The 17,077-nt window shown below is 64.3% G+C and carries 14 protein-coding genes; 8 read left to right on the plus strand and 6 right to left on the minus strand.

Annotated features, from left to right (window positions below):
• Positions 1-20 precede the first annotated feature (20 nt).
• Together ACSQ22_RS24965 and ACSQ22_RS24970 are read right to left on the minus strand one after the other, a co-directional pair.
• On the minus strand, positions 21-1,571 hold the full coding sequence (locus tag ACSQ22_RS24965) for a 3,4-dehydroadipyl-CoA semialdehyde dehydrogenase (RefSeq protein WP_228896181.1): 1,551 nt from the start codon (positions 1,569-1,571) through the stop codon (positions 21-23).
• Between the two features lie 59 nt (positions 1,572-1,630).
• A complete protein-coding gene (locus ACSQ22_RS24970; protein ID WP_228896179.1) occupies positions 1,631-2,098 on the minus strand; it encodes a 4-hydroxylaminobenzoate lyase in 468 nt (155 codons plus the stop codon).
• Between the two features lie 261 nt (positions 2,099-2,359).
• Here ACSQ22_RS24970 and ACSQ22_RS24975 point away from each other — a divergent pair, with 261 nt between their 5' ends.
• From ACSQ22_RS24975 to ACSQ22_RS25000, 6 genes are all read left to right on the plus strand, one after another.
• Positions 2,360-3,301 carry a helix-turn-helix transcriptional regulator gene (locus ACSQ22_RS24975; protein WP_436131843.1) on the plus strand — a complete coding sequence of 314 codons (942 nt, stop codon included), beginning with the start codon at positions 2,360-2,362 and terminating at the stop codon, positions 3,299-3,301.
• Positions 3,302-3,480: 179 nt separating this feature from the next.
• Entirely contained in the window at positions 3,481-5,145 is a 1,665-nt protein-coding gene (gene boxC / locus ACSQ22_RS24980; protein WP_436131844.1) for a 2,3-epoxybenzoyl-CoA dihydrolase, read from the plus strand.
• A gap of 45 nt (positions 5,146-5,190) precedes the next feature.
• Positions 5,191-6,618 carry a benzoyl-CoA 2,3-epoxidase subunit BoxB gene (boxB, locus tag ACSQ22_RS24985; RefSeq protein WP_431150729.1) on the plus strand — a complete coding sequence of 476 codons (1,428 nt, stop codon included), beginning with the start codon at positions 5,191-5,193 and terminating at the stop codon, positions 6,616-6,618.
• A gap of 165 nt (positions 6,619-6,783) precedes the next feature.
• Positions 6,784-8,070 (plus strand): benzoyl-CoA 2,3-epoxidase subunit BoxA, encoded by a 1,287-nt coding sequence (gene boxA, locus ACSQ22_RS24990; protein WP_436131845.1) that lies wholly within the window; start codon positions 6,784-6,786, stop codon positions 8,068-8,070.
• A 464-nt stretch (positions 8,071-8,534) separates the two neighbouring features.
• Positions 8,535-8,747: a hypothetical protein gene (locus tag ACSQ22_RS24995; protein ID WP_055395311.1), complete on the plus strand. Its 213-nt coding sequence runs from the start codon at positions 8,535-8,537 to the stop codon at positions 8,745-8,747.
• A gap of 220 nt (positions 8,748-8,967) precedes the next feature.
• On the plus strand, positions 8,968-9,993 hold the full coding sequence (locus ACSQ22_RS25000) for an SDR family oxidoreductase (protein WP_436131846.1): 1,026 nt from the start codon (positions 8,968-8,970) through the stop codon (positions 9,991-9,993).
• A gap of 18 nt (positions 9,994-10,011) precedes the next feature.
• Here the strand turns inward: ACSQ22_RS25000 and ACSQ22_RS25005 are convergent, their stop codons facing one another.
• Positions 10,012-10,389, minus strand: coding sequence for a DUF779 domain-containing protein (locus ACSQ22_RS25005; protein ID WP_436131847.1), 378 nt, complete (start codon positions 10,387-10,389; stop codon positions 10,012-10,014).
• Positions 10,390-10,559: 170 nt separating this feature from the next.
• The gene (gene exaC, locus ACSQ22_RS25010; protein WP_436131848.1) at positions 10,560-12,083 is read right to left on the minus strand and encodes an acetaldehyde dehydrogenase ExaC; all 1,524 of its coding nucleotides are present in this window, start codon (positions 12,081-12,083) and stop codon (positions 10,560-10,562) included.
• A gap of 310 nt (positions 12,084-12,393) precedes the next feature.
• Between exaC and ACSQ22_RS25015 the strand changes: the two genes are divergently transcribed.
• On the plus strand, positions 12,394-14,364 hold the full coding sequence (locus ACSQ22_RS25015; protein ID WP_436131849.1) for a sigma-54-dependent Fis family transcriptional regulator: 1,971 nt from the start codon (positions 12,394-12,396) through the stop codon (positions 14,362-14,364).
• A gap of 3 nt (positions 14,365-14,367) precedes the next feature.
• Here the strand turns inward: ACSQ22_RS25015 and ACSQ22_RS25020 are convergent, their stop codons facing one another.
• Positions 14,368-15,954 (minus strand): methyl-accepting chemotaxis protein, encoded by a 1,587-nt coding sequence (locus ACSQ22_RS25020; RefSeq protein WP_436131850.1) that lies wholly within the window; start codon positions 15,952-15,954, stop codon positions 14,368-14,370.
• 205 nt (positions 15,955-16,159) lie between these two features.
• Between ACSQ22_RS25020 and ACSQ22_RS25025 the strand changes: the two genes are divergently transcribed.
• Positions 16,160-16,666, plus strand: coding sequence for a flavodoxin family protein (locus tag ACSQ22_RS25025; RefSeq protein WP_436131851.1), 507 nt, complete (start codon positions 16,160-16,162; stop codon positions 16,664-16,666).
• 36 nt (positions 16,667-16,702) lie between these two features.
• Here the strand turns inward: ACSQ22_RS25025 and ACSQ22_RS25030 are convergent, their stop codons facing one another.
• Positions 16,703-17,041: an ArsR/SmtB family transcription factor gene (locus ACSQ22_RS25030; protein WP_055395322.1), complete on the minus strand. Its 339-nt coding sequence runs from the start codon at positions 17,039-17,041 to the stop codon at positions 16,703-16,705.
• Between the last annotated feature and the right edge of the window lie 36 nt (positions 17,042-17,077).

Genomic DNA, 17,077 nt, shown 5'->3' on the forward strand with positions numbered 1-17,077 from the left:
TTCACAGGCCTTGGCAGGCCTCATAGACCGAGCGATGCCAACACACCTGGGCTGGCTTGCACCGCACTGCGCTGGTGGTAAAAGTCGAGCGCACGCAAGCCGCCCAGCTCTGCACCACCACCAGCGCGCCCCGGCCCCCCGTGCTGCGACATGGGCATCACATTGCCGTGCCCTGTGTGAGTCTGCGCCACATCGGGTGTGACGACATGCACACGCCCGTGGCTCGCGGCCAGCTGCACGGCCGCAGCTGCCAAGGCTGCCTCGTCAGCACCAAACAGCGAGGTCACCAGCGATCCTTGGCCCCTGTGCGCCAGCGCCAGGGCATGGTCCAGGTCACGGTAGGGCAGTAACGTGGCGACAGGGCCGAATACTTCCATGTCATGCACCGCAGATGCCGCATCGGCATCGCGCGCACCCAGCAGCACCGGCCCCATGCAGGCCGCTACGGCAGGGTCGGCATCCACCAGCGGGCGTGCGCGGCCATCGTGCAGCAGGTCGGTGTGGGCGCTCAAAGCGGCCAGACCTTCGCGCACCGCGTGCAATTGCGCGGCGCTGACCAGGGAACCCATGCGCACGCTCTCGTTGCGCGGGTTGCCCACGCTGATGCCTGCGAGCTTGGCACCGATGGCCTCGGCCGCAGCGTCGTATACCGCAGCGGGCACCAAAATGCGGCGGATCGCCGTGCACTTCTGCCCGGACTTGACCGTCATCTCGCGCACCACTTCACGCACCAGCAGGTTGAAGGCATCGCTGCCCACGGTGGCGTCGGGCAGCAGGAGGGCAGAGTTCAGGCTGTCGGCCTCGATATTGGCCCGCACGGAGCGGTGCGCCACGGCCGGGTGCGACCGGATGACAGCCGCAGTTTCCGCCGAGCCCGTGAAGGAGACCACATCGAAAGGCTGCAGCTGGTCCATCAAGCCCGCAGAGCTGCCCGCGACGACCGACAGCGCCCCCGCAGGCAGTACGCCCGCATCGATCACATCCTTCACCATGCGCTGCGTGAGCCAGGCCGTGGCGGTGGCGGGCTTGACGATCACCGGGACGCCAGACAGCAACGCAGGCGCCGCCTTCTCCCACAGCCCCCAGGCCGGAAAGTTGAAGGCATTGATGAACAGCGCCACACCCCGCGTGGGCACCTGCAGGTGCTGCGACAAAAAGACCGGCTCCTTGCCCAGCTTGACCGCGTCGCCATCGCGCAACACCCGCACATCACCCAGCGCATCGCCCCACCGCGCATACTGGACCAAGGTGAAGATGCCGCCGTCGATGTCCACCGCCGAATCGTTCTTCACCGTGCCAGAGTTGGCGGTTGCAATGTCGTAGTAACTCTCACGGTGTGCCTGCAGTACCTTCACCACCGCCGCCAGTAGCGCGGCCCGCTCACGGTAGGTCATGGCGCGCAAGGCGGCGGCGCCGCGATCCCGTGCAAAGGCAAAGGCTTCCGGCAGATCCAGCCCCGTGCAATCGACGCGCACCAGCGCGTCGCCCAACACCGGGTCGCTGAGCACGGTGCCCGGGCCGTTTCCGGTTTGCCAGCGTCCAGCGGCAAAGTTGGCCAGGAGTTCAGTCATGCAGGTCTTTCAAAAAAAGGGATCGGTATGGCGAGAAGCGCCAGAAAGGAGGGACCGCTTTAACGTGTGAACTGGATCTGCCCCTCCGGCAGCAGATAGAGCACCAGCGCACGCCCCTGGGCCACCGTGGGGCGGTGGGCGCTGGCCGGTGGATAGACGCACCACCCAGCGGGGTGCCCGTCGAAGGTGGCACCGGCCGTGAGCGGCATGATCAAATCGATTTCCCCCAGCGGATGGCTGTGGTGAGGGCCCGCAATGTCCTGCATGTCCACCACATCGACGGAAAAGCGGTGCAGCGCATCGTCAGCCTTGAAGACGCGGCCGTAGCGGATGCCGCCACCTTCGCGGTCGCACAGCCACCCCTCTTCCACGCCCACCAGGCAGGCCGCCTTGAGCCCTGCATAGGCAGCGCTGTCAGGCCCATGGGTCTGGTTGAGCCAGTCCTGCAGTTCGGAATCCAGAGGTCGCCCGGCGATCTGCGCGGTCAGATCCACCAGGGCTTGATGAAATGCGGCTTTGTGGGGCATGGCTTCTCGGGGGCTAGGAAAATGGGGGCCCGCACACCTTTTTGATCTGTATCCTTGTGGATTTTTCAGATGTGCAGTATTTTGCTTGCACATGAACGATAGGTAATGCATGGTTGAATGTCAAGCACTATAGTGCATAAATTGTTTTCACCGAAGGGGTGGAAATGCGCCGTGGTGAAGCGCCCCAGAGCGCGCTCGACCTGCCACTACCCACCAATACCCGCCAATGGGCTGTAAGAACCTGTTCCAAGAAAGATGGGCATGACCGAACAAGAAGACGCAGAAACCGCGCTCTCCACGCGTGCCGACAACATGCCGGGGGCTGCGGAAGAGGCCAAGAACCCCCTGCTGGTCGCGCTGGGCGAGCGCGTGCGCAACCTGCGCGCACAGCGCGGCCTCACGCGCAAGGCCGTGGCGGTGGCGGCCGACGTGTCCGAGCGGCATCTGGCCAACCTCGAATACGGCACCGGCAACGCGTCCATCCTGGTGCTTCAGCAAGTGGCAGGCGCCCTGCACTGCTCGCTGGCCGAGCTGGTGGGCGACTTCACCACACGCTCGCCGGAATGGCTGCTGATCCGGGAGCTGCTGGAGCACCGCAGCGAGCCCGAGCTGCGCCGTGCGCGGCTGGCGCTGAACGAACTGTTGAGCGGCGGTGGCAGCGACACGGCACGCCACAGGCGCATCGCACTCATTGGCTTGCGGGGCGCGGGCAAATCCACCCTGGGCCCCCTGCTGGCGCGCGACCTGGACGTGCCCTTTATTGAGCTGAGCCGCGAGATCGAAACCCTGGCGGGCTGCAGCGTGCGGGAGATCCACGACCTGTACGGCACCACGGCCTACCGCCGCTACGAACGCCGCGCCCTCGAAGAAACCGTGCAGATCCACAGCGAAGTGGTTATCGCCACGCCCGGTGGCATCGTCTCGGACCCCGCCACCTTCAACGAGCTGCTCGCGCACTGCACCACCGTGTGGCTGCGCGCCGCACCCGAGGAACACATGGGCCGCGTGCTGGCCCAGGGCGATATGCGCCCCATGGCCGCCAGCAAGGAGGCCATGGACGACCTGCGCCGCATCCTGGAAGGGCGCGCGGCCTTCTATTCCAAAGCCGACCTCACCATCGACACCTCCGGGAGCAGCCTGGAAGACAGCCTGCAGCAACTGCGCACCGGAGTGCGCAAGCTGATGACCGCCCGGCCAGGCTGACCTCCTCCCCACCACCAGCCCACAGCCTCGAAGCTCTCTGGGGCTGCCGCCGCGTGGTTTCAGAAAAATCCGCAGAAAACAGCGACATGCATTGACTTGCCTATTGATATGCATGATGATGCACATCAACGATGCATTTAATGCACTATTATTCCTGTTAGCAGATGGATGGAGACCCCATGACCACACCCGCCCCCACCCGCGTGGACTACCGCACCGATCCCACCCAATACCGCCACTGGGCGCTGGCCGTAGACGGCCCGGTGGCGCGCCTGTCGCTCGACATCGCCGAAGACGGTGGCATCCGCCCCGGCTACAAGCTCAAGCTCAACAGCTATGACCTGGGTGTGGACATCGAGCTACACGACGCACTCAACCGCATCCGCTTCGAGCACCCCACGGTGCGCACCGTCATCGTCACCAGCGCCAAGGACCGCATCTTTTGCTCGGGCGCCAACATCTTCATGCTGGGTGTCTCCAGCCACGCCTGGAAGGTGAACTTCTGCAAATTCACGAACGAGACGCGCAACGGCATCGAGGATTCGTCCAAACACTCGGGCCTGAAGTTCGTCGCCGCCGTGAATGGCGCATGCGCGGGCGGTGGCTATGAGCTGGCCCTGGCCTGCGACGAGATCGTGCTGGTGGACGACCGCTCGTCGGCCGTGTCTTTGCCTGAAGTGCCGCTGCTGGGCGTGCTGCCCGGCACTGGCGGCCTGACCCGCGTGACCGACAAGCGCCATGTGCGCCACGACCTGGCCGACATCTTCTGCACCAGCGTGGAAGGTGTGCGCGGCCAACGCGCGGTGGACTGGCGCCTGGTGGATCGCATCGCCAAGCCCGCGCAATTTGCCGCCGCCGTCGATGAAACCGCCGCACGCCTGTCCGAAGGCAGCCCCCGCCCCACCAGCGCGCAGGGCGTGGCCCTGACCCGCGTGGAGCGCGAAGAAAGCGCCGACAGCCTGCGCTACGCACACGTCAGCGTGGACATCGACCGCACCCGCCGCACCGCCACGCTCACGCTGAAGGCCCCCACCGGCGCGCAACCCACGGACATCGCTGGCATCGAAGCCGCAGGCGCCGCCTGGTGGCCGCTGGCCCTGGCGCGCCAGCTGGACGACGCCATCCTGAACCTGCGTACCAACGAGCTCGATATCGGCACCTGGCTGCTCAAGACCGAAGGTGATGCCCAGGCCGTGCTGGCCAGCGATGCCACGCTGATCGCGCACCAGGACCACTGGCTCGTGCGCGAAACCATTGGCGCACTGCGCCGCACCTTTGCACGGCTGGATGTGTCGTCGCGCAGCCTGTTTGCGCTGGTCGAATCCGGCTCGGCCTTTGCAGGCTCCTTGGCAGAACTGGCGTTTGCGGCCGACCGCACCTACATGCTCGCCCTGCCCGACGATGCCGAGCGCGCGCCCAAGATCACGCTCAACGAATTCAACTTCGGCCTGCTGCCGATGGTGAACGACCAGAGCCGCCTGCAACGCCGCTTTTACGAAGAAGCCACGCCCATGGAGGCAGCCCGCTCGGCCGCCGGCAAGCCACTGGACGCCGATGCCGCTCTGGCACTCGGCCTGGTCACCGCCGCCCCAGATGACATCGACTGGGACGACGAGATCCGCATCGCCATCGAAGAACGCGCGGCCATGTCGCCCGACTCGCTCACCGGGCTGGAGGCCAATCTGCGCTTTGCCAGCAAGGAGAACATGAACACACGCATCTTCGGCCGCCTGACCGCCTGGCAGAACTGGATCTTCAACCGCCCGAACGCCGTGGGCGACAAAGGCGCGCTCAAGGTCTATGGCACGGGCCAGAAAGCCGGTTTCGACTTGAATCGCGTCTAGCCCCAACCCCGACCGTTCGGTTTTCCATCCAACGAGGAGACATCCATGAGCACCATCAACTACAGCGAGAAGATCCCCAACAACGTCAACCTCGGCGAAGACCGCACGTTGCAGCGCGCGCTCGAAGGCTGGCAGCCCAACTTCATCAACTGGTGGGACGACGTGGGCCCCGAGGGCTCCACCAACCACGAGGTGTACCTGCGCACCGCCGTGAGCGTGGACCCCAACGGCTGGGCGCAGTTCGGCCACGTGAAGATGCGCGACTACCGCTGGGGCATCTTTTTGAACCCCGGTGACGCCAACCGCGAAATCCACTTTGGTGACCACAAGGGCGAAAAGGCCTGGCAGGACGTGCCCGGCGAGCACCGCGCCAACCTGCGCCGCATCATCGTGACGCAGGGCGACACCGAGCCCGCCTCGGTCGAGCAGCAGCGCCACCTGGGCCTGACGGCGCCCAGCATGTACGACCTGCGCAACCTGTTCCAGATCAATGTGGAAGAAGGCCGCCACCTGTGGGCCATGGTCTACCTGCTGCACAAGCACTTTGGCCGCGACGGCCGCGAAGAGGCCGAGGCACTGCTGCAGCGCACCTCGGGCGACGTGGACAACCCACGCATTCTGGGCGCGTTCAACGAGAAGACGCCCGACTGGCTGGCGTTCTTCATGTTCACCTACTTCACCGACCGTGACGGCAAGTTCCAGCTGGCAGCGCTGGCCGAGAGTGCCTTCGACCCGCTGGCGCGCACCACCAAGTTCATGCTGACCGAAGAGGCGCACCACATGTTTGTGGGCGAAAGCGGCATCTCGCGCGTGCTCAGCCGCACCGCGCAGGTAATGAACGACCTCAAGACCGACGACCCCGCCCGGGTGCGCGCGGCCGGTGCCATCGACCTGCCTACCATCCAGCGTTACCTGAACTTCCACTACAGCGTAACCATCGACCTGTTCGGTGCCGACCAGTCCAGCAACGCCGCCACGTTCTATAGCTCCGGCCTCAAGGGCCGCTACGAAGAGGGCAAGCGGAGTGACGACCACATCCTCAAGGGCCAGACCTACAAGGTGCTGGAAGTTGTCAACGGCCAGTTGCAGGAGAAGGAAGTGCCCATGCTCAACGCCTTGAACGAGGTGCTGCGCGACGATTTCATCAAGGACTCGATGGCGGGCGTAGGTCGCTGGAACAAGGTGCTGGAAAAGGCCGGCATCCCCACGCGCCTGGCCGTGCCACACAAGGCCTTCAACCGCCAGATCGGGGCGCTGGCGGGCATCAAGATGTCACCCGACGGCCGCGTGGTGAGCGAAGCCGAATGGACAGCCCGCAAGGCCGAGTGGCTGCCCACGCCCGAGGACTTTGCCTTCGTTGCCTCGCTGATGGGGCGCGTGGTGGAGCCCGGCAAGTTTGCGGGCTGGATCGCGCCGCCGGTCATGGGCATCAACCGCCAGCCCGTCGATTTCGAATACGTGCGGTTTGGTTGATCCCCCTGAGCCGCTGCGCGTTTTCCCCCTGAAGGGGACACCTCCAGCGGCCCGGCAAAGCCGGTTCCGCGATGGCACTGGCATCAGGTCGCGCCACTGCTTACCGCTGCGCGCAATGGCGCAGGGACATGGCACCGGAACAACTGTTGGAAGAAGAATATGGGCATGACCACCACCACGCTGATCGACAACGGCATCCTGAAGCAGCACCTGATCGACCCCGAGATCTGCATCCGCTGCAACACCTGCGAGGCCACCTGCCCGGTGGGTGCCATCACACACGACGACAACAACTACGTGGTGCGCGCCGATGTTTGCAACGGCTGCATGGCCTGCATCTCGCCCTGCCCTACCGGCTCCATCGACAACTGGCGCACCATGCCGCTGGCACGTGCCTACAGCATCGAAGAACAGCTCACCTGGGAAGAACTGCCGCCCGAACTCACACCCGATGAGCTGGCCGCTGAGGGCGGGGCGACTTCAGCCGGGGATACAAAGCTGCCGTCTGCAGTGGCTGCACCGACCACGCCCATGGAGCCGGGTGCGCAGGCGTTCCGCTCGGCGCAGTACGGCGCCACGGTGCCACCTTGGTCGGCCGCACACCCCTACACCAACCTGTTCCCCCCGAGGAGCCCCACCACCGCCACCGTGGTTGGCAACTTCAACTGCACCGAGGCGGGCTTTGAGAGCGAGACGCACCACGTGGTGCTCGACTTCGGCAGCATGCCGTTCCCGGTGCTGGAGGGGCAGTCCATCGGCATCATCCCGCCCGGCACCGACGCGCTGGGCAAGGCGCACCACGCGCGCCAGTACTCCATCGCCAGCCCGCGCAATGGCGAGCGGCCCGGCTATAACAACCTGGCACTCACGGTAAAGCGCGTGACCACCGACCACGACGGCAACGCCGTGCGCGGCATCGCTTCCAACTTCGTGTGCGACCTGAAAGTGGGCGATAAGGTCCAGGTGGTGGGGCCGTTTGGAAGCTCCTTCCTGATGCCCAACCACCCGCGCTCGCACATCGTGATGATCTGCACCGGCACCGGCAGCGCCCCCATGCGCGCGATGACCGAATGGCGTCGGCGCCTGCGCAGCAGCGGCAAGTTTGAAGGCGGCAAGCTCATGCTGTTCTTCGGCGCACGCACGCAGCAGGAGCTGCCGTACTTTGGCCCGCTGCAAAACCTCCCCAAGGATTTCATCGACATCAACCTGGCGTTCTCCCGCACCGCCGGGCAGCCCAAGCGCTATGTGCAAGACCTGATGCGCGAGCGCGCCGCTGACCTGGCTGCGCTGCTGCGCGACGGCAACAGCCACTTCTATGTCTGCGGCCTGAAGAGCATGGAAGAAGGCGTGGTGATGGCCCTGCGCGACATCGCCAGCGAAGCCGGACTGGAGTGGGACGCTGTGGGCGCCGCACTCCAGCGCGAAGGACGGTTGCACCTGGAGACCTACTGAGCTGCATCGCCGCCGGCCCGTAGGCCGGCGGCACGGGAAGCGCACTGGTGGTGGTGCGCCTCCAGGTTGGTCGGACTGCGCATCAAATTTAGAGTGCAATAGGGCCCCAGCGCTTGATGGATAAGCGCAAACAGCTATTATTTTTATAGCATTTAAACCATCCACCACGCTCGCAGCAGTTGCGCATAGTCAGGCGAGAAATGAACGGCTCACTTTAGCGCACGCGCCCCGCACTTCCCGCCAGCACAGCCACAGCGCCACGCTGCACTATCCAGAAGAATCCCACGCACCTTTGCGCGCCTCGCAAGATGCAGAAACCTGGTGTGCGTTTGCTTACGGCAGATGGAAAAAGGACGACCCGCCTATAGGACAGGGACTACAGAAATTGCCCTGGTGCATTTTGAGAATGAATTCACACACGGCCCCCGTGTGCAATTTTTCTTTTCTTTCACCAGGAGATATCAATGTCCAGCAACAACCCTCAAGGCCAGAACCAGCACACCGACAACAACGACTCCCAGCGCAAGAACCAGGGCAGCCGGCAGGCCGAGCAAAGCAACGACCCATCCGGCAACCGCCAGCAGGGGCAGAACGACCCTTCGGGCTCCAGCGGCAATCAGGGAAGCCGTGAGCAACATGGCGATTCTTCCCGCCGCACACCCCAGAACCAGCGCTGATCCGTCGAGCGGCGCCTTGCCGTGAGACTGATACAGGCCAAACGGGCGCACGCCAAGCCGCAAGCCGGCGGTGGGGCGTCCGCCTTGTGACCTCGGGCCGCGCTGCCTCCACCCCGGAAGCAGCGCGGCCTTACTTTTTGCCCCTGTTGCGGCCTTCATTCAGCGCGCCACACCACTGCGCTTCGTTTTTCTTTCATTCATTGAGCCAGCACCCTCTGCCATGAACACATCCAAAACGCCCCCTTCCGACACAGCGGTCCATGCAACGGTCCAGAAGCAGAGGCGGATCCAGACCGAGCAGGACCGCCACGACACACACCAGCCTCCAAAGAGCAAGGCACGACCCACGCAGGGCAAAGGCAGTCCAGCGGCACCGGGGCCAGGTCATGCGGAACCGGCACCTCCGCTGCCCGACCAGCACCTCACAAAACCGGGCCTGGAGGCGGACATGGAACTCAAGCCCCAGTTCGAGGCAGCCCACTACCGGGGCAGCGACAAACTCAAAGGGTTCTCTACCCTGGTCACTGGCGGTGACTCGGGCATTGGCCGCGCGGTGGCCGTGCTGTTTGCCCGCGAGGGCGCGGACGTTGCCATTGCGTACCTGGCGGAACATGAAGATGCCGAGCAGACTCGCCAGCTGGTGGAGGCCGAAGGCGGCCGGTGCATTCTGATCCCCGGCGACGTCAAAGACGCTGCGTACTGCGCGGATGCCGTACGGCAGGTGGTCACGGCGTTTGGCAAGCTCAATGTGCTGGTCAACAACGCGGCATTCCAGGAGCATGCGGCATCCCTGGAAGAACTGACGGCCGAGCGTTTTGACGAAACGTTCCAGACCAATATCTACGGCTACTTCCACATGGCCAAGGCAGCCCTGCCCCACCTGCACCGGGGTGACTCGATCATCAACACCGGCTCCGTCACCGGGCTGCGCGGCAGCAAGGAACTGATCGACTACTCTGCCACCAAGGGGGCCATCCATGCGTTCACCAAGGCCCTGGCCCACAACCTTGCCGACCAAGGCATCCGAGTGAACGCTGTCGCCCCCGGGCCGGTATGGACCCCGCTCAACCCAGCGGACAAGGCGCCAGACGACATCGAAAAATTTGGTGCAAAGACCCACCTGGGCCGCCCGGCGCAGCCCGAGGAGATTTCACCCGCCTACGTGTTTCTTGCAGCGCCGTGCTGCTCCAGCTACATCACCGGCACGGTGCTGCCGATCACGGGCAACGCCGGCGACGGCGCGTGAAGAGAGCACCGCCTCACATCACGCCAGATCGCGGGCGACCAGCGGTTCAATCCCAGCCCACTCCTCGTCCGTGAACAGGCGCGAGCGGGTGTGGAAAGCCTTGCCGGTGCTGCCCTCCAGCGAAAACGTGCCGCCGTGCCCGTCAATCACATCCAGAATGAGCTGCGTGTGCTTCCAGTACTCGTACTGCGATTTACCGATGTAAAACGGCGCGCCGCCCACATGCCCCAGCAAGACATCCCCCGCCCCAATGGTCAGATCGGTGGGCAGATAGCAATTGGCCGCACTGTTGTCGCAGCAGCCACCCGACTGGTGAAACATCACACTCCCATGCTGCGCCTGCAGCTGCGCAATCAGCGCCAGGGCTGTGTCGGTGGCAATGACTCTCTCGACCATGGTGATCTCCTGGTGCGCCAATGCAAAAAGCTGCCGCAGAACGACTCTGCCGCAGCGTCACCAGCGGTTCACAGGCCGTTCCTGGCTAGGCGTCTCTCCCGCAGACAGTAGCAACGCTACGGCAAGGGAGAGCAACGACGCCAGGGACGGTCTGTGGACCGCCACCACCATCAGAAGAAGCCGAGCTTGTTTTCCGAGTACGAAACCAAAAGATTCTTGGTTTGCTGGTAATGGTCCAGCATCATCTTGTGCGTTTCGCGCCCAATGCCCGATTCCTTGTAGCCGCCAAACGCCGCGTGCGCCGGGTAGGCGTGGTAGCAGTTGGTCCACACCCGCCCGGCCTTGATAGCGCGGCCCATGCGGTAGGCCACATTGCCGTTGCGGCTCCACACGCCCGCCCCCAGGCCGTACAGCGTGTCGTTGGCAATGGCCAGCGCTTCGGCTTCGTCCTTGAAGGTGGTCACGGCCAGCACGGGACCAAAGATTTCTTCCTGGAAGATGCGCATCTTGTTGTGGCCCTTGAACAGCGTGGGCTGCACGTAGTAGCCGCCTTCCAGGTCGCCACCCAGGTGGGCCTGGCCACCGCCAGCCAGGACTTCGGCGCCTTCGGCCTTGCCCAGTTCCAGGTACGACAGGATCTTGGTCAGCTGTTCCTTGGATGCCTGCGCGCCCATCATGCTGTCGGAGTCCAGCGGGTTGGCATGTTTGATGGCCGTCACGCGCTTCAAGACACGCTCCATGAATTTGTCGTAGATGCTTTCCTGGATCAGCGCTCGGCTGGGGCAGGTGCAGACCTCGCCCTGGTTGAACGCGAACAGCACCAGGCCTTCCACACACTTGTCGAGGAAGGCATCGTCCTTGTCCATGATGTCGGCGAAGAACACGTTGGGGCTCTTGCCGCCCAGCTCCAGCGTGGCGGGAATCAGGTTGTTGGCGGCGGCCTGTGCAATCACGCGGCCGGTGCTGGTGGAACCGGTGAAGGCGATCTTGGCAATGCGCTTGCTGGTGGCCAGCGGCATGCCCGCCTCACGGCCATAGCCGTTGACGATGTTGAGCACGCCGGGCGGCAGCAAGTCGGCAATCAGCTCGGCCAGGATGAGGATGGAAATGGGGGTGGACTCTGCAGGCTTGAGCACCACGCAATTGCCCGCGCCCAGGGCAGGCGCCAGTTTCCACGCCGCCATCAGGATGGGGAAGTTCCACGGAATGATCTGGCCCACCACACCCAGTGGTTCCTGGATGTGGTACGCCACGGTGTTCTCGTCGATGTTGGAGAGGGCGCCTTCCTGCGCACGCACGCATCCCGCAAAGTAGCGGAAGTGGTCCACGGTGAGTGGGATGTCGGCGTTCAGCGTTTCGCGGATGGCCTTGCCGTTGTCCACGGTTTCCGCATAGGCCAGCAGCTCCAGGTTCTGCTCGATGCGGTCGGCAATCTTCAGCAGGATATTGCTGCGCGTGGCGGCGTCGGTCTTGCCCCAGGCGTCGGCAGCGGCGTGGGCGGCGTCCAGCGCCAGCTCGATGTCTTCGGCGGTGGAGCGGGCGGCCTGGGTGTAGACCTTGCCGTTGACGGGCGAGATCACATCAAAGTATTGGCCCTTGACCGGGGGCACAAACTGGCCGCCGATGAAGTTGTTGTACTGGGGCTTGTAGGCGATCTTGGCGCCAGCGGCGCCGGGGGCTGCGTAAACGGTCATGGTGTCTGTCTCCGGTGGATTTGTGGACATCTGTGCGGCACACCGCGCCGCCAGATAAAGGACATGACTCAAAACCCGTGCCAACCTGCCCCATTGGCTAAGTGTTTGATTTTTATGGTTTTGTTTGCGCGCGCTCAAGAAAACGCAGCCCACCGGGCGTTAAGGTGTCCGCTCCAGAACGCGACACCTGTCACGAAATGGAACAGTTGAAGCGGCCCCTCAACGCTTGCTATTGCCCTGGCCTCTCGCCACCGCCATACTGGCTTTCAAACAGGGCGCGTTCATGACGCCCGGGCAGGAGACAAACACCATGCGATCCACTTCCACATCTGTGGCACTGCGGCAAGCCCGCCAGCACCTGCTGGAATCAGGCCAATGCCCCATCGGCCTCGTGGACGAGCGCCTGGCACGGTCGTGGCAGCGCAGCCTGGACAGCGGCCTGCTGCCCACCGGGCGGCTGGGCAACCCCGACAACCTGGAACATCAGGCCTTGCGGCAGTTGCGCGGCCACCACCAGGAGTTGCTGGCGCATTCGCGCCCCGTGATGGAGTACCTGTTTGAGCAGGTACGCGACAGCCAGAGCGTGGTGGTGCTGGCCAGCCCCTGCGGCACGCTGGTAGACACCTGTGGTGACGCCTACTTTCTGGGCAAGGCCGAACGGGTGGCCCTGACCAGTGGCGCCTCGTGGCACGAAAAGCAGCGCGGCACCAACGCCATCGGCACCGCGCTGGCCGAAATGGCGCCCGTGGAAGTGCACGGTGCAGAACATTTTCTGGAGCGCAACGGCTTTCTGACCTGCGCCGCCGCACCCATCCTGTCTGCCACCGGGCAGATACTGGGCATTCTGGACATCTCCAGCGAACACAGCCGGGGCAATCCGCACACGCTGGGGCTGGTCAGCACCGCCGCCCACATGATCGAAAACCGGCTGCTGGTGTCGGGCAGCCAGCGCCATGTCCGCCTGCACCTGCACACGCACCCCGAGGGCATTGGCACTGTGGCCGAAGGCATCGCGCTGGTGTCGGAAGACGGCTGGGTGGTGGGCGGCAACCGCAGTGCGCTGGCGCTGCTGCGCATTTCGGTGGCGCAGCTGGGCAGCATCTCACTGGACCAGATCCTGAACGTGGGCCTGCAAGAGCTTCTGGCGCGCCACCACCGCCGGCCCGACGCGCCGCTGTCCTTGCGGCGGCACGATGGCGCCCCGCTTTTTGGGCTGCCAGTGCCCGACAAGCGCACGGTGCGGACCCTGGCCCCATCGGCGCCCACCCGCCCCCCAGAGGATGCGCTGGCCCAGCTGGACACCGGCGATGCCCGCTGGCGCGCAGCGGCCGCCAAAACACGGCGCATTCTGGGTAAGCCCATCGCCCTGCTCGTCCAGGGCGAATCCGGGGTGGGCAAGGAGTGGTTTGCGCGCAGTGCACACCAAAGTGGCCCGCGCCGCGACGGCCCCTTCATCGCCATCAACTGCGCCGCAATGCCCGAGTCGCTGATCGAGTCCGAGCTGTTTGGCTACAGCCCCGGGGCGTTTACCGGCGGCCGTCGGGAGGGGCGCCTGGGCCTGCTGCGCGAAGCCCATGGCGGCACGCTGTTTCTGGATGAGATTGGCGACATGCCACTGGCCCTCCAGACGCGACTGCTGCGCGTGCTGCAGGAGCGGCAGGTGGTTCCACTGGGCAGCGCGCAGCCAGTTGCCGTGGACTTTGCCCTCATCTGCGCCTCCAACCGCAAGCTGCGCGAAGAGGCGGAGCAGGGGCGGTTTCGCACCGACCTGTACTACCGGATCAACGGTCTGGCGGTCGAGCTGCCCCCCCTGCGCGAGCGCACCGACTTCGAAGCGCTGAGCCAGCGCATGCTCCAGGACATTGAACCCGCCCGCCCCTTGCGCCTGGACCCTTCGTTGACGGCAGCGCTGGAAAAATACCGTTGGCCGGGCAATCTGCGCCAATGCGCCAGCGTGCTGCGCACCGCCTGCGCCATGCTGGAGGCGCACGAGGAGATGGTGGAATGGCACCACCTGTCGGACGACTTTCTGGAAGAACTGCAAAACGTGGATCGTTTTGCCACCCCGACCACCCCGGAGCGCCCTCCGCAAAACCTGGATGAACTGTCTCAATCGGCCATCCAGCAGGCGCTGGAGAGTTGCCGCGGCAACATGAGCCACGCAGCGCGCACCCTGGGCATCAGCCGCCAGACGCTGTACCGCAAGCTGGCCCTGCGCAAGGAGCGGCTCATCAACCCTGATTTACAGCACTCCGCCCGGGGCCTGTCGTCAGGGCACTGATGGTCAGGCCAGCATCAAACGCTGGCCCGCAGGCTGCCCCGATTCCAGTGGCTGGGCAGCGCCAGAGAGCTTGAACGTCGCGACCGTTTCCACCAACTTCCTCGACTGGGTGCTCAGGCTGGAGGCTGCTGCGGCCATCTCCTCCACCAACGCTGCGTTTTGCTGGGTGGCCTGGTCCATCTGGTTCACCGCCACATTGACCTGGTTCACCCCTTCGCTTTGCTCGGTTCCGGCCGCGCTGATTTGCGCCACCGTCTCCGTCACCCGCTCAATGGACGAGACCACCTCTTTCATGGTCTGCCCGGCGGTGCCGACCAGCACGGTGCCAGCCTCAACCCGCTCGACACTCGTGGCAATGAGCGTTTTGATCTCCTTGGCGGCCTCCGCAGAGCGTGCCGCGAGGCTGCGCACCTCCGAGGCCACCACGGCAAAACCCCGTCCCTGCTCACCCGCCCTGGCGGCCTCCACGGCCGCATTCAGGGCCAGGATGTTGGTCTGGAACGCGATCCCGTCAATGACACCGATGATTTCGGAAATCTTCTTGGAGCTTTCGTTGATGCCGCTCATGGTGTCCACCACTTTCGACACCACATCGCCCCCCTGCTTGGCCACCGTGGATGCACTCTGGGCGAGGGCATTGGCCTGGCGTGCATTCTGCGCATTGTTTTGCACCGTGGAATTGAGTTCCTCCATGGCGGCAGCGGTCTGCTCCAGCGCACTGGCCTGGTTCTCCGTCCGGGTGGAAAGGTCGCTGTTGCCGATGGATATCTGCGCGCTGGCCGCCGCCACGGTTTCCGAACCACTGCGCACCTGGCTGACGATACGGGTCAGCGAGTCCTGCATCACGGCCAGCGCTGCCAGCAGGGGGCTGAATTCATCCCGCGACGCATCCACCACCGCTGTGGTGAGGTCGCCATTGCGCACGCGGTCAGCCACGGCTTGTGACTCGGCAACCCGGCGCAGGAGCGTAGCGCCGATGTGCCACGAAAACAGCAGCAGCCCGATAGCCACCACCACAACGGAGCTCACCAACGCACGCAAGGTCAGCTTGACGTCCCGCCCAATCTCGGCAAGGCTGGCATCGAGCAGCTTGGACTGGTGTTCCTTCTCCTTGGCAAGAACGGCCAGCACCACATTGCGCGTAGGTATCGTGGACGCGACCAGGAAGTCAAACGCTGGCTCCTTCTTTCCTTCCTTGATCAACTGCAGGTTCTGCTCGGCAACCCGCCAGAAAGCTTCAAGTCCTTGGGTCAATTCGGCACTCAGTGCCTTTTCCGATGCCGAATCTGCTGCTTGCTGGAAGCCCGCAAGGTCTTTGTCAATCAGGCGCCTTTTCTCGCCGATATCTGCGAGCGTGGCGGCCAGGTCTTCGGGTGTGCGGACCAGGATGGCATGGCGAACCTGCAAGGAAACCCGCGTGACGTTCAGCTCCATGGCACTGGCCTGAATCTGGCGCGGCACCTCTTCCCGGGCCACCAGTTCGGTCTGGTGATTGACCTCACCCAGATAGATCCAGGCCAGTATGGCGATCCCGGCCAGTCCCGCAATCAGCAGGAAGGAAATGGCATGAAGGCGTCTGGCAATGCTCATGGTGTCACCTCTGCAAGGAAGAAATCTGCGTTGCGGCGGCGCTCTAGCACTGCCCCCTGGGCTTCGCACCAATTGCGACAATTTGCAACCAACCGGGCATCTTGGCGGATTGAACGCGCTTCTCGAATGCGGGTCAATGGGGCCGCCCCTGCATGGCAGCACGCAGGTCTTCAAGGGCCACAGGGCGAGGGGCTATGCTTTACCCATGAGCCCCCGCAAGACCTTGTTGATCGTTTACCACTCGATGACGGATGGCACGCGCCAGATGGCAGAGGCAGCACGGGCAGGCGCGTGCGCCGACAAGGATGGGGCCGTTCAAGTGCGACTGCTGCATGCAGCACAGGCTGGCGCCGCAGACGTGCTGGGCGCGGACGGGTTCATTTTTGCCACCCCGGAGAACCTTGCTGCCATCAGCGGGCAACTCAAGGATTTTTTTGACCGCAGCTACTACGCCGTGCTCGACCACGTCAATGGTCGCCCCTATGCATGCCTGGTCTGCGCAGGCAGCGATGGACACAACGCGGCCCGGCAGATGGAACGCATTGCGACCGGCTGGCGCCTGCGGGCCATCGCAGAGCCCCTCATTGTCTGCACCCACGCGCAGACGCCAGAAGCGATTCTGGCCAGGAAGAGCATCGACAGCGATGAACTCGAACGCTGCCAAGCCTTGGGCGAAGCGATGGCGCAGGGTTTGGCGCTGGGCGTTTTTTAGGCGGGCCACTGCACCCAGAAACCTGGTGGGCTAGGCTCAGCGCACCACCTGAAACGCGGCACGCGCCGCCGAGTCCCGCTCCAGCTGGCGTGCAATATTGCCGCAGACCAGATCACACAAGGCATCGACCGACTCATCGGTCAGCCGGTAGTACACGCTGGTCCCCCGCCCCTCGCGGGCCACAAGGCCGTGCTTGGTCATCAACGACAGATGCCTGGAGACATTGGCCGCCGTGTAGCCACATTGCTGCGCCAGGTCTCCCACGTTTTTCTCTCCGTCCCGCAGCAAATTGAGGATGCGCAGCCGCGTGGGTTCGGCAAGAACCTGGAAGTAGGCAGCGACCTGCTCAAGCGCTTCGGGGGGCATCTCTTTCATCGCGGGATCTCCGTGCATTGGGAACACATGATACAT

The organism is Acidovorax sp. LjRoot38 (assembly GCF_964252975.1).
GTDB lineage: Bacteria > Pseudomonadota > Gammaproteobacteria > Burkholderiales > Burkholderiaceae_C > Acidovorax > Acidovorax facilis.

What these genes read in the sequence shown, in the direction of transcription:
- ACSQ22_RS25025 (WP_436131851.1), top strand. Translation starts at nt 16,160, where the DNA reads ATGAGCCCCCGCAAGACCTTGTTGATCGTTTACCACTCGATGACGGAT.
- ACSQ22_RS25000 (WP_436131846.1), top strand. Translation starts at nt 8,968, where the DNA reads ATGAACACATCCAAAACGCCCCCTTCCGACACAGCGGTCCATGCAACG.
- exaC (WP_436131848.1), bottom strand. Translation starts at nt 12,083, where the DNA reads ATGACCGTTTACGCAGCCCCCGGCGCCGCTGGCGCCAAGATCGCCTAC.
- ACSQ22_RS25005 (WP_436131847.1), bottom strand. Translation starts at nt 10,389, where the DNA reads ATGGTCGAGAGAGTCATTGCCACCGACACAGCCCTGGCGCTGATTGCG.
- ACSQ22_RS24995 (WP_055395311.1), top strand. Translation starts at nt 8,535, where the DNA reads ATGTCCAGCAACAACCCTCAAGGCCAGAACCAGCACACCGACAACAAC.
- ACSQ22_RS25030 (WP_055395322.1), bottom strand. Translation starts at nt 17,041, where the DNA reads ATGAAAGAGATGCCCCCCGAAGCGCTTGAGCAGGTCGCTGCCTACTTC.
- ACSQ22_RS25020 (WP_436131850.1), bottom strand. Translation starts at nt 15,954, where the DNA reads ATGAGCATTGCCAGACGCCTTCATGCCATTTCCTTCCTGCTGATTGCG.
- boxA (WP_436131845.1), top strand. Translation starts at nt 6,784, where the DNA reads ATGACCACCACCACGCTGATCGACAACGGCATCCTGAAGCAGCACCTG.
- boxC (WP_436131844.1), top strand. Translation starts at nt 3,481, where the DNA reads ATGACCACACCCGCCCCCACCCGCGTGGACTACCGCACCGATCCCACC.
- ACSQ22_RS25015 (WP_436131849.1), top strand. Translation starts at nt 12,394, where the DNA reads ATGCGATCCACTTCCACATCTGTGGCACTGCGGCAAGCCCGCCAGCAC.
- ACSQ22_RS24975 (WP_436131843.1), top strand. Translation starts at nt 2,360, where the DNA reads ATGACCGAACAAGAAGACGCAGAAACCGCGCTCTCCACGCGTGCCGAC.
- ACSQ22_RS24970 (WP_228896179.1), bottom strand. Translation starts at nt 2,098, where the DNA reads ATGCCCCACAAAGCCGCATTTCATCAAGCCCTGGTGGATCTGACCGCG.
- boxB (WP_431150729.1), top strand. Translation starts at nt 5,191, where the DNA reads ATGAGCACCATCAACTACAGCGAGAAGATCCCCAACAACGTCAACCTC.
- ACSQ22_RS24965 (WP_228896181.1), bottom strand. Translation starts at nt 1,571, where the DNA reads ATGACTGAACTCCTGGCCAACTTTGCCGCTGGACGCTGGCAAACCGGA.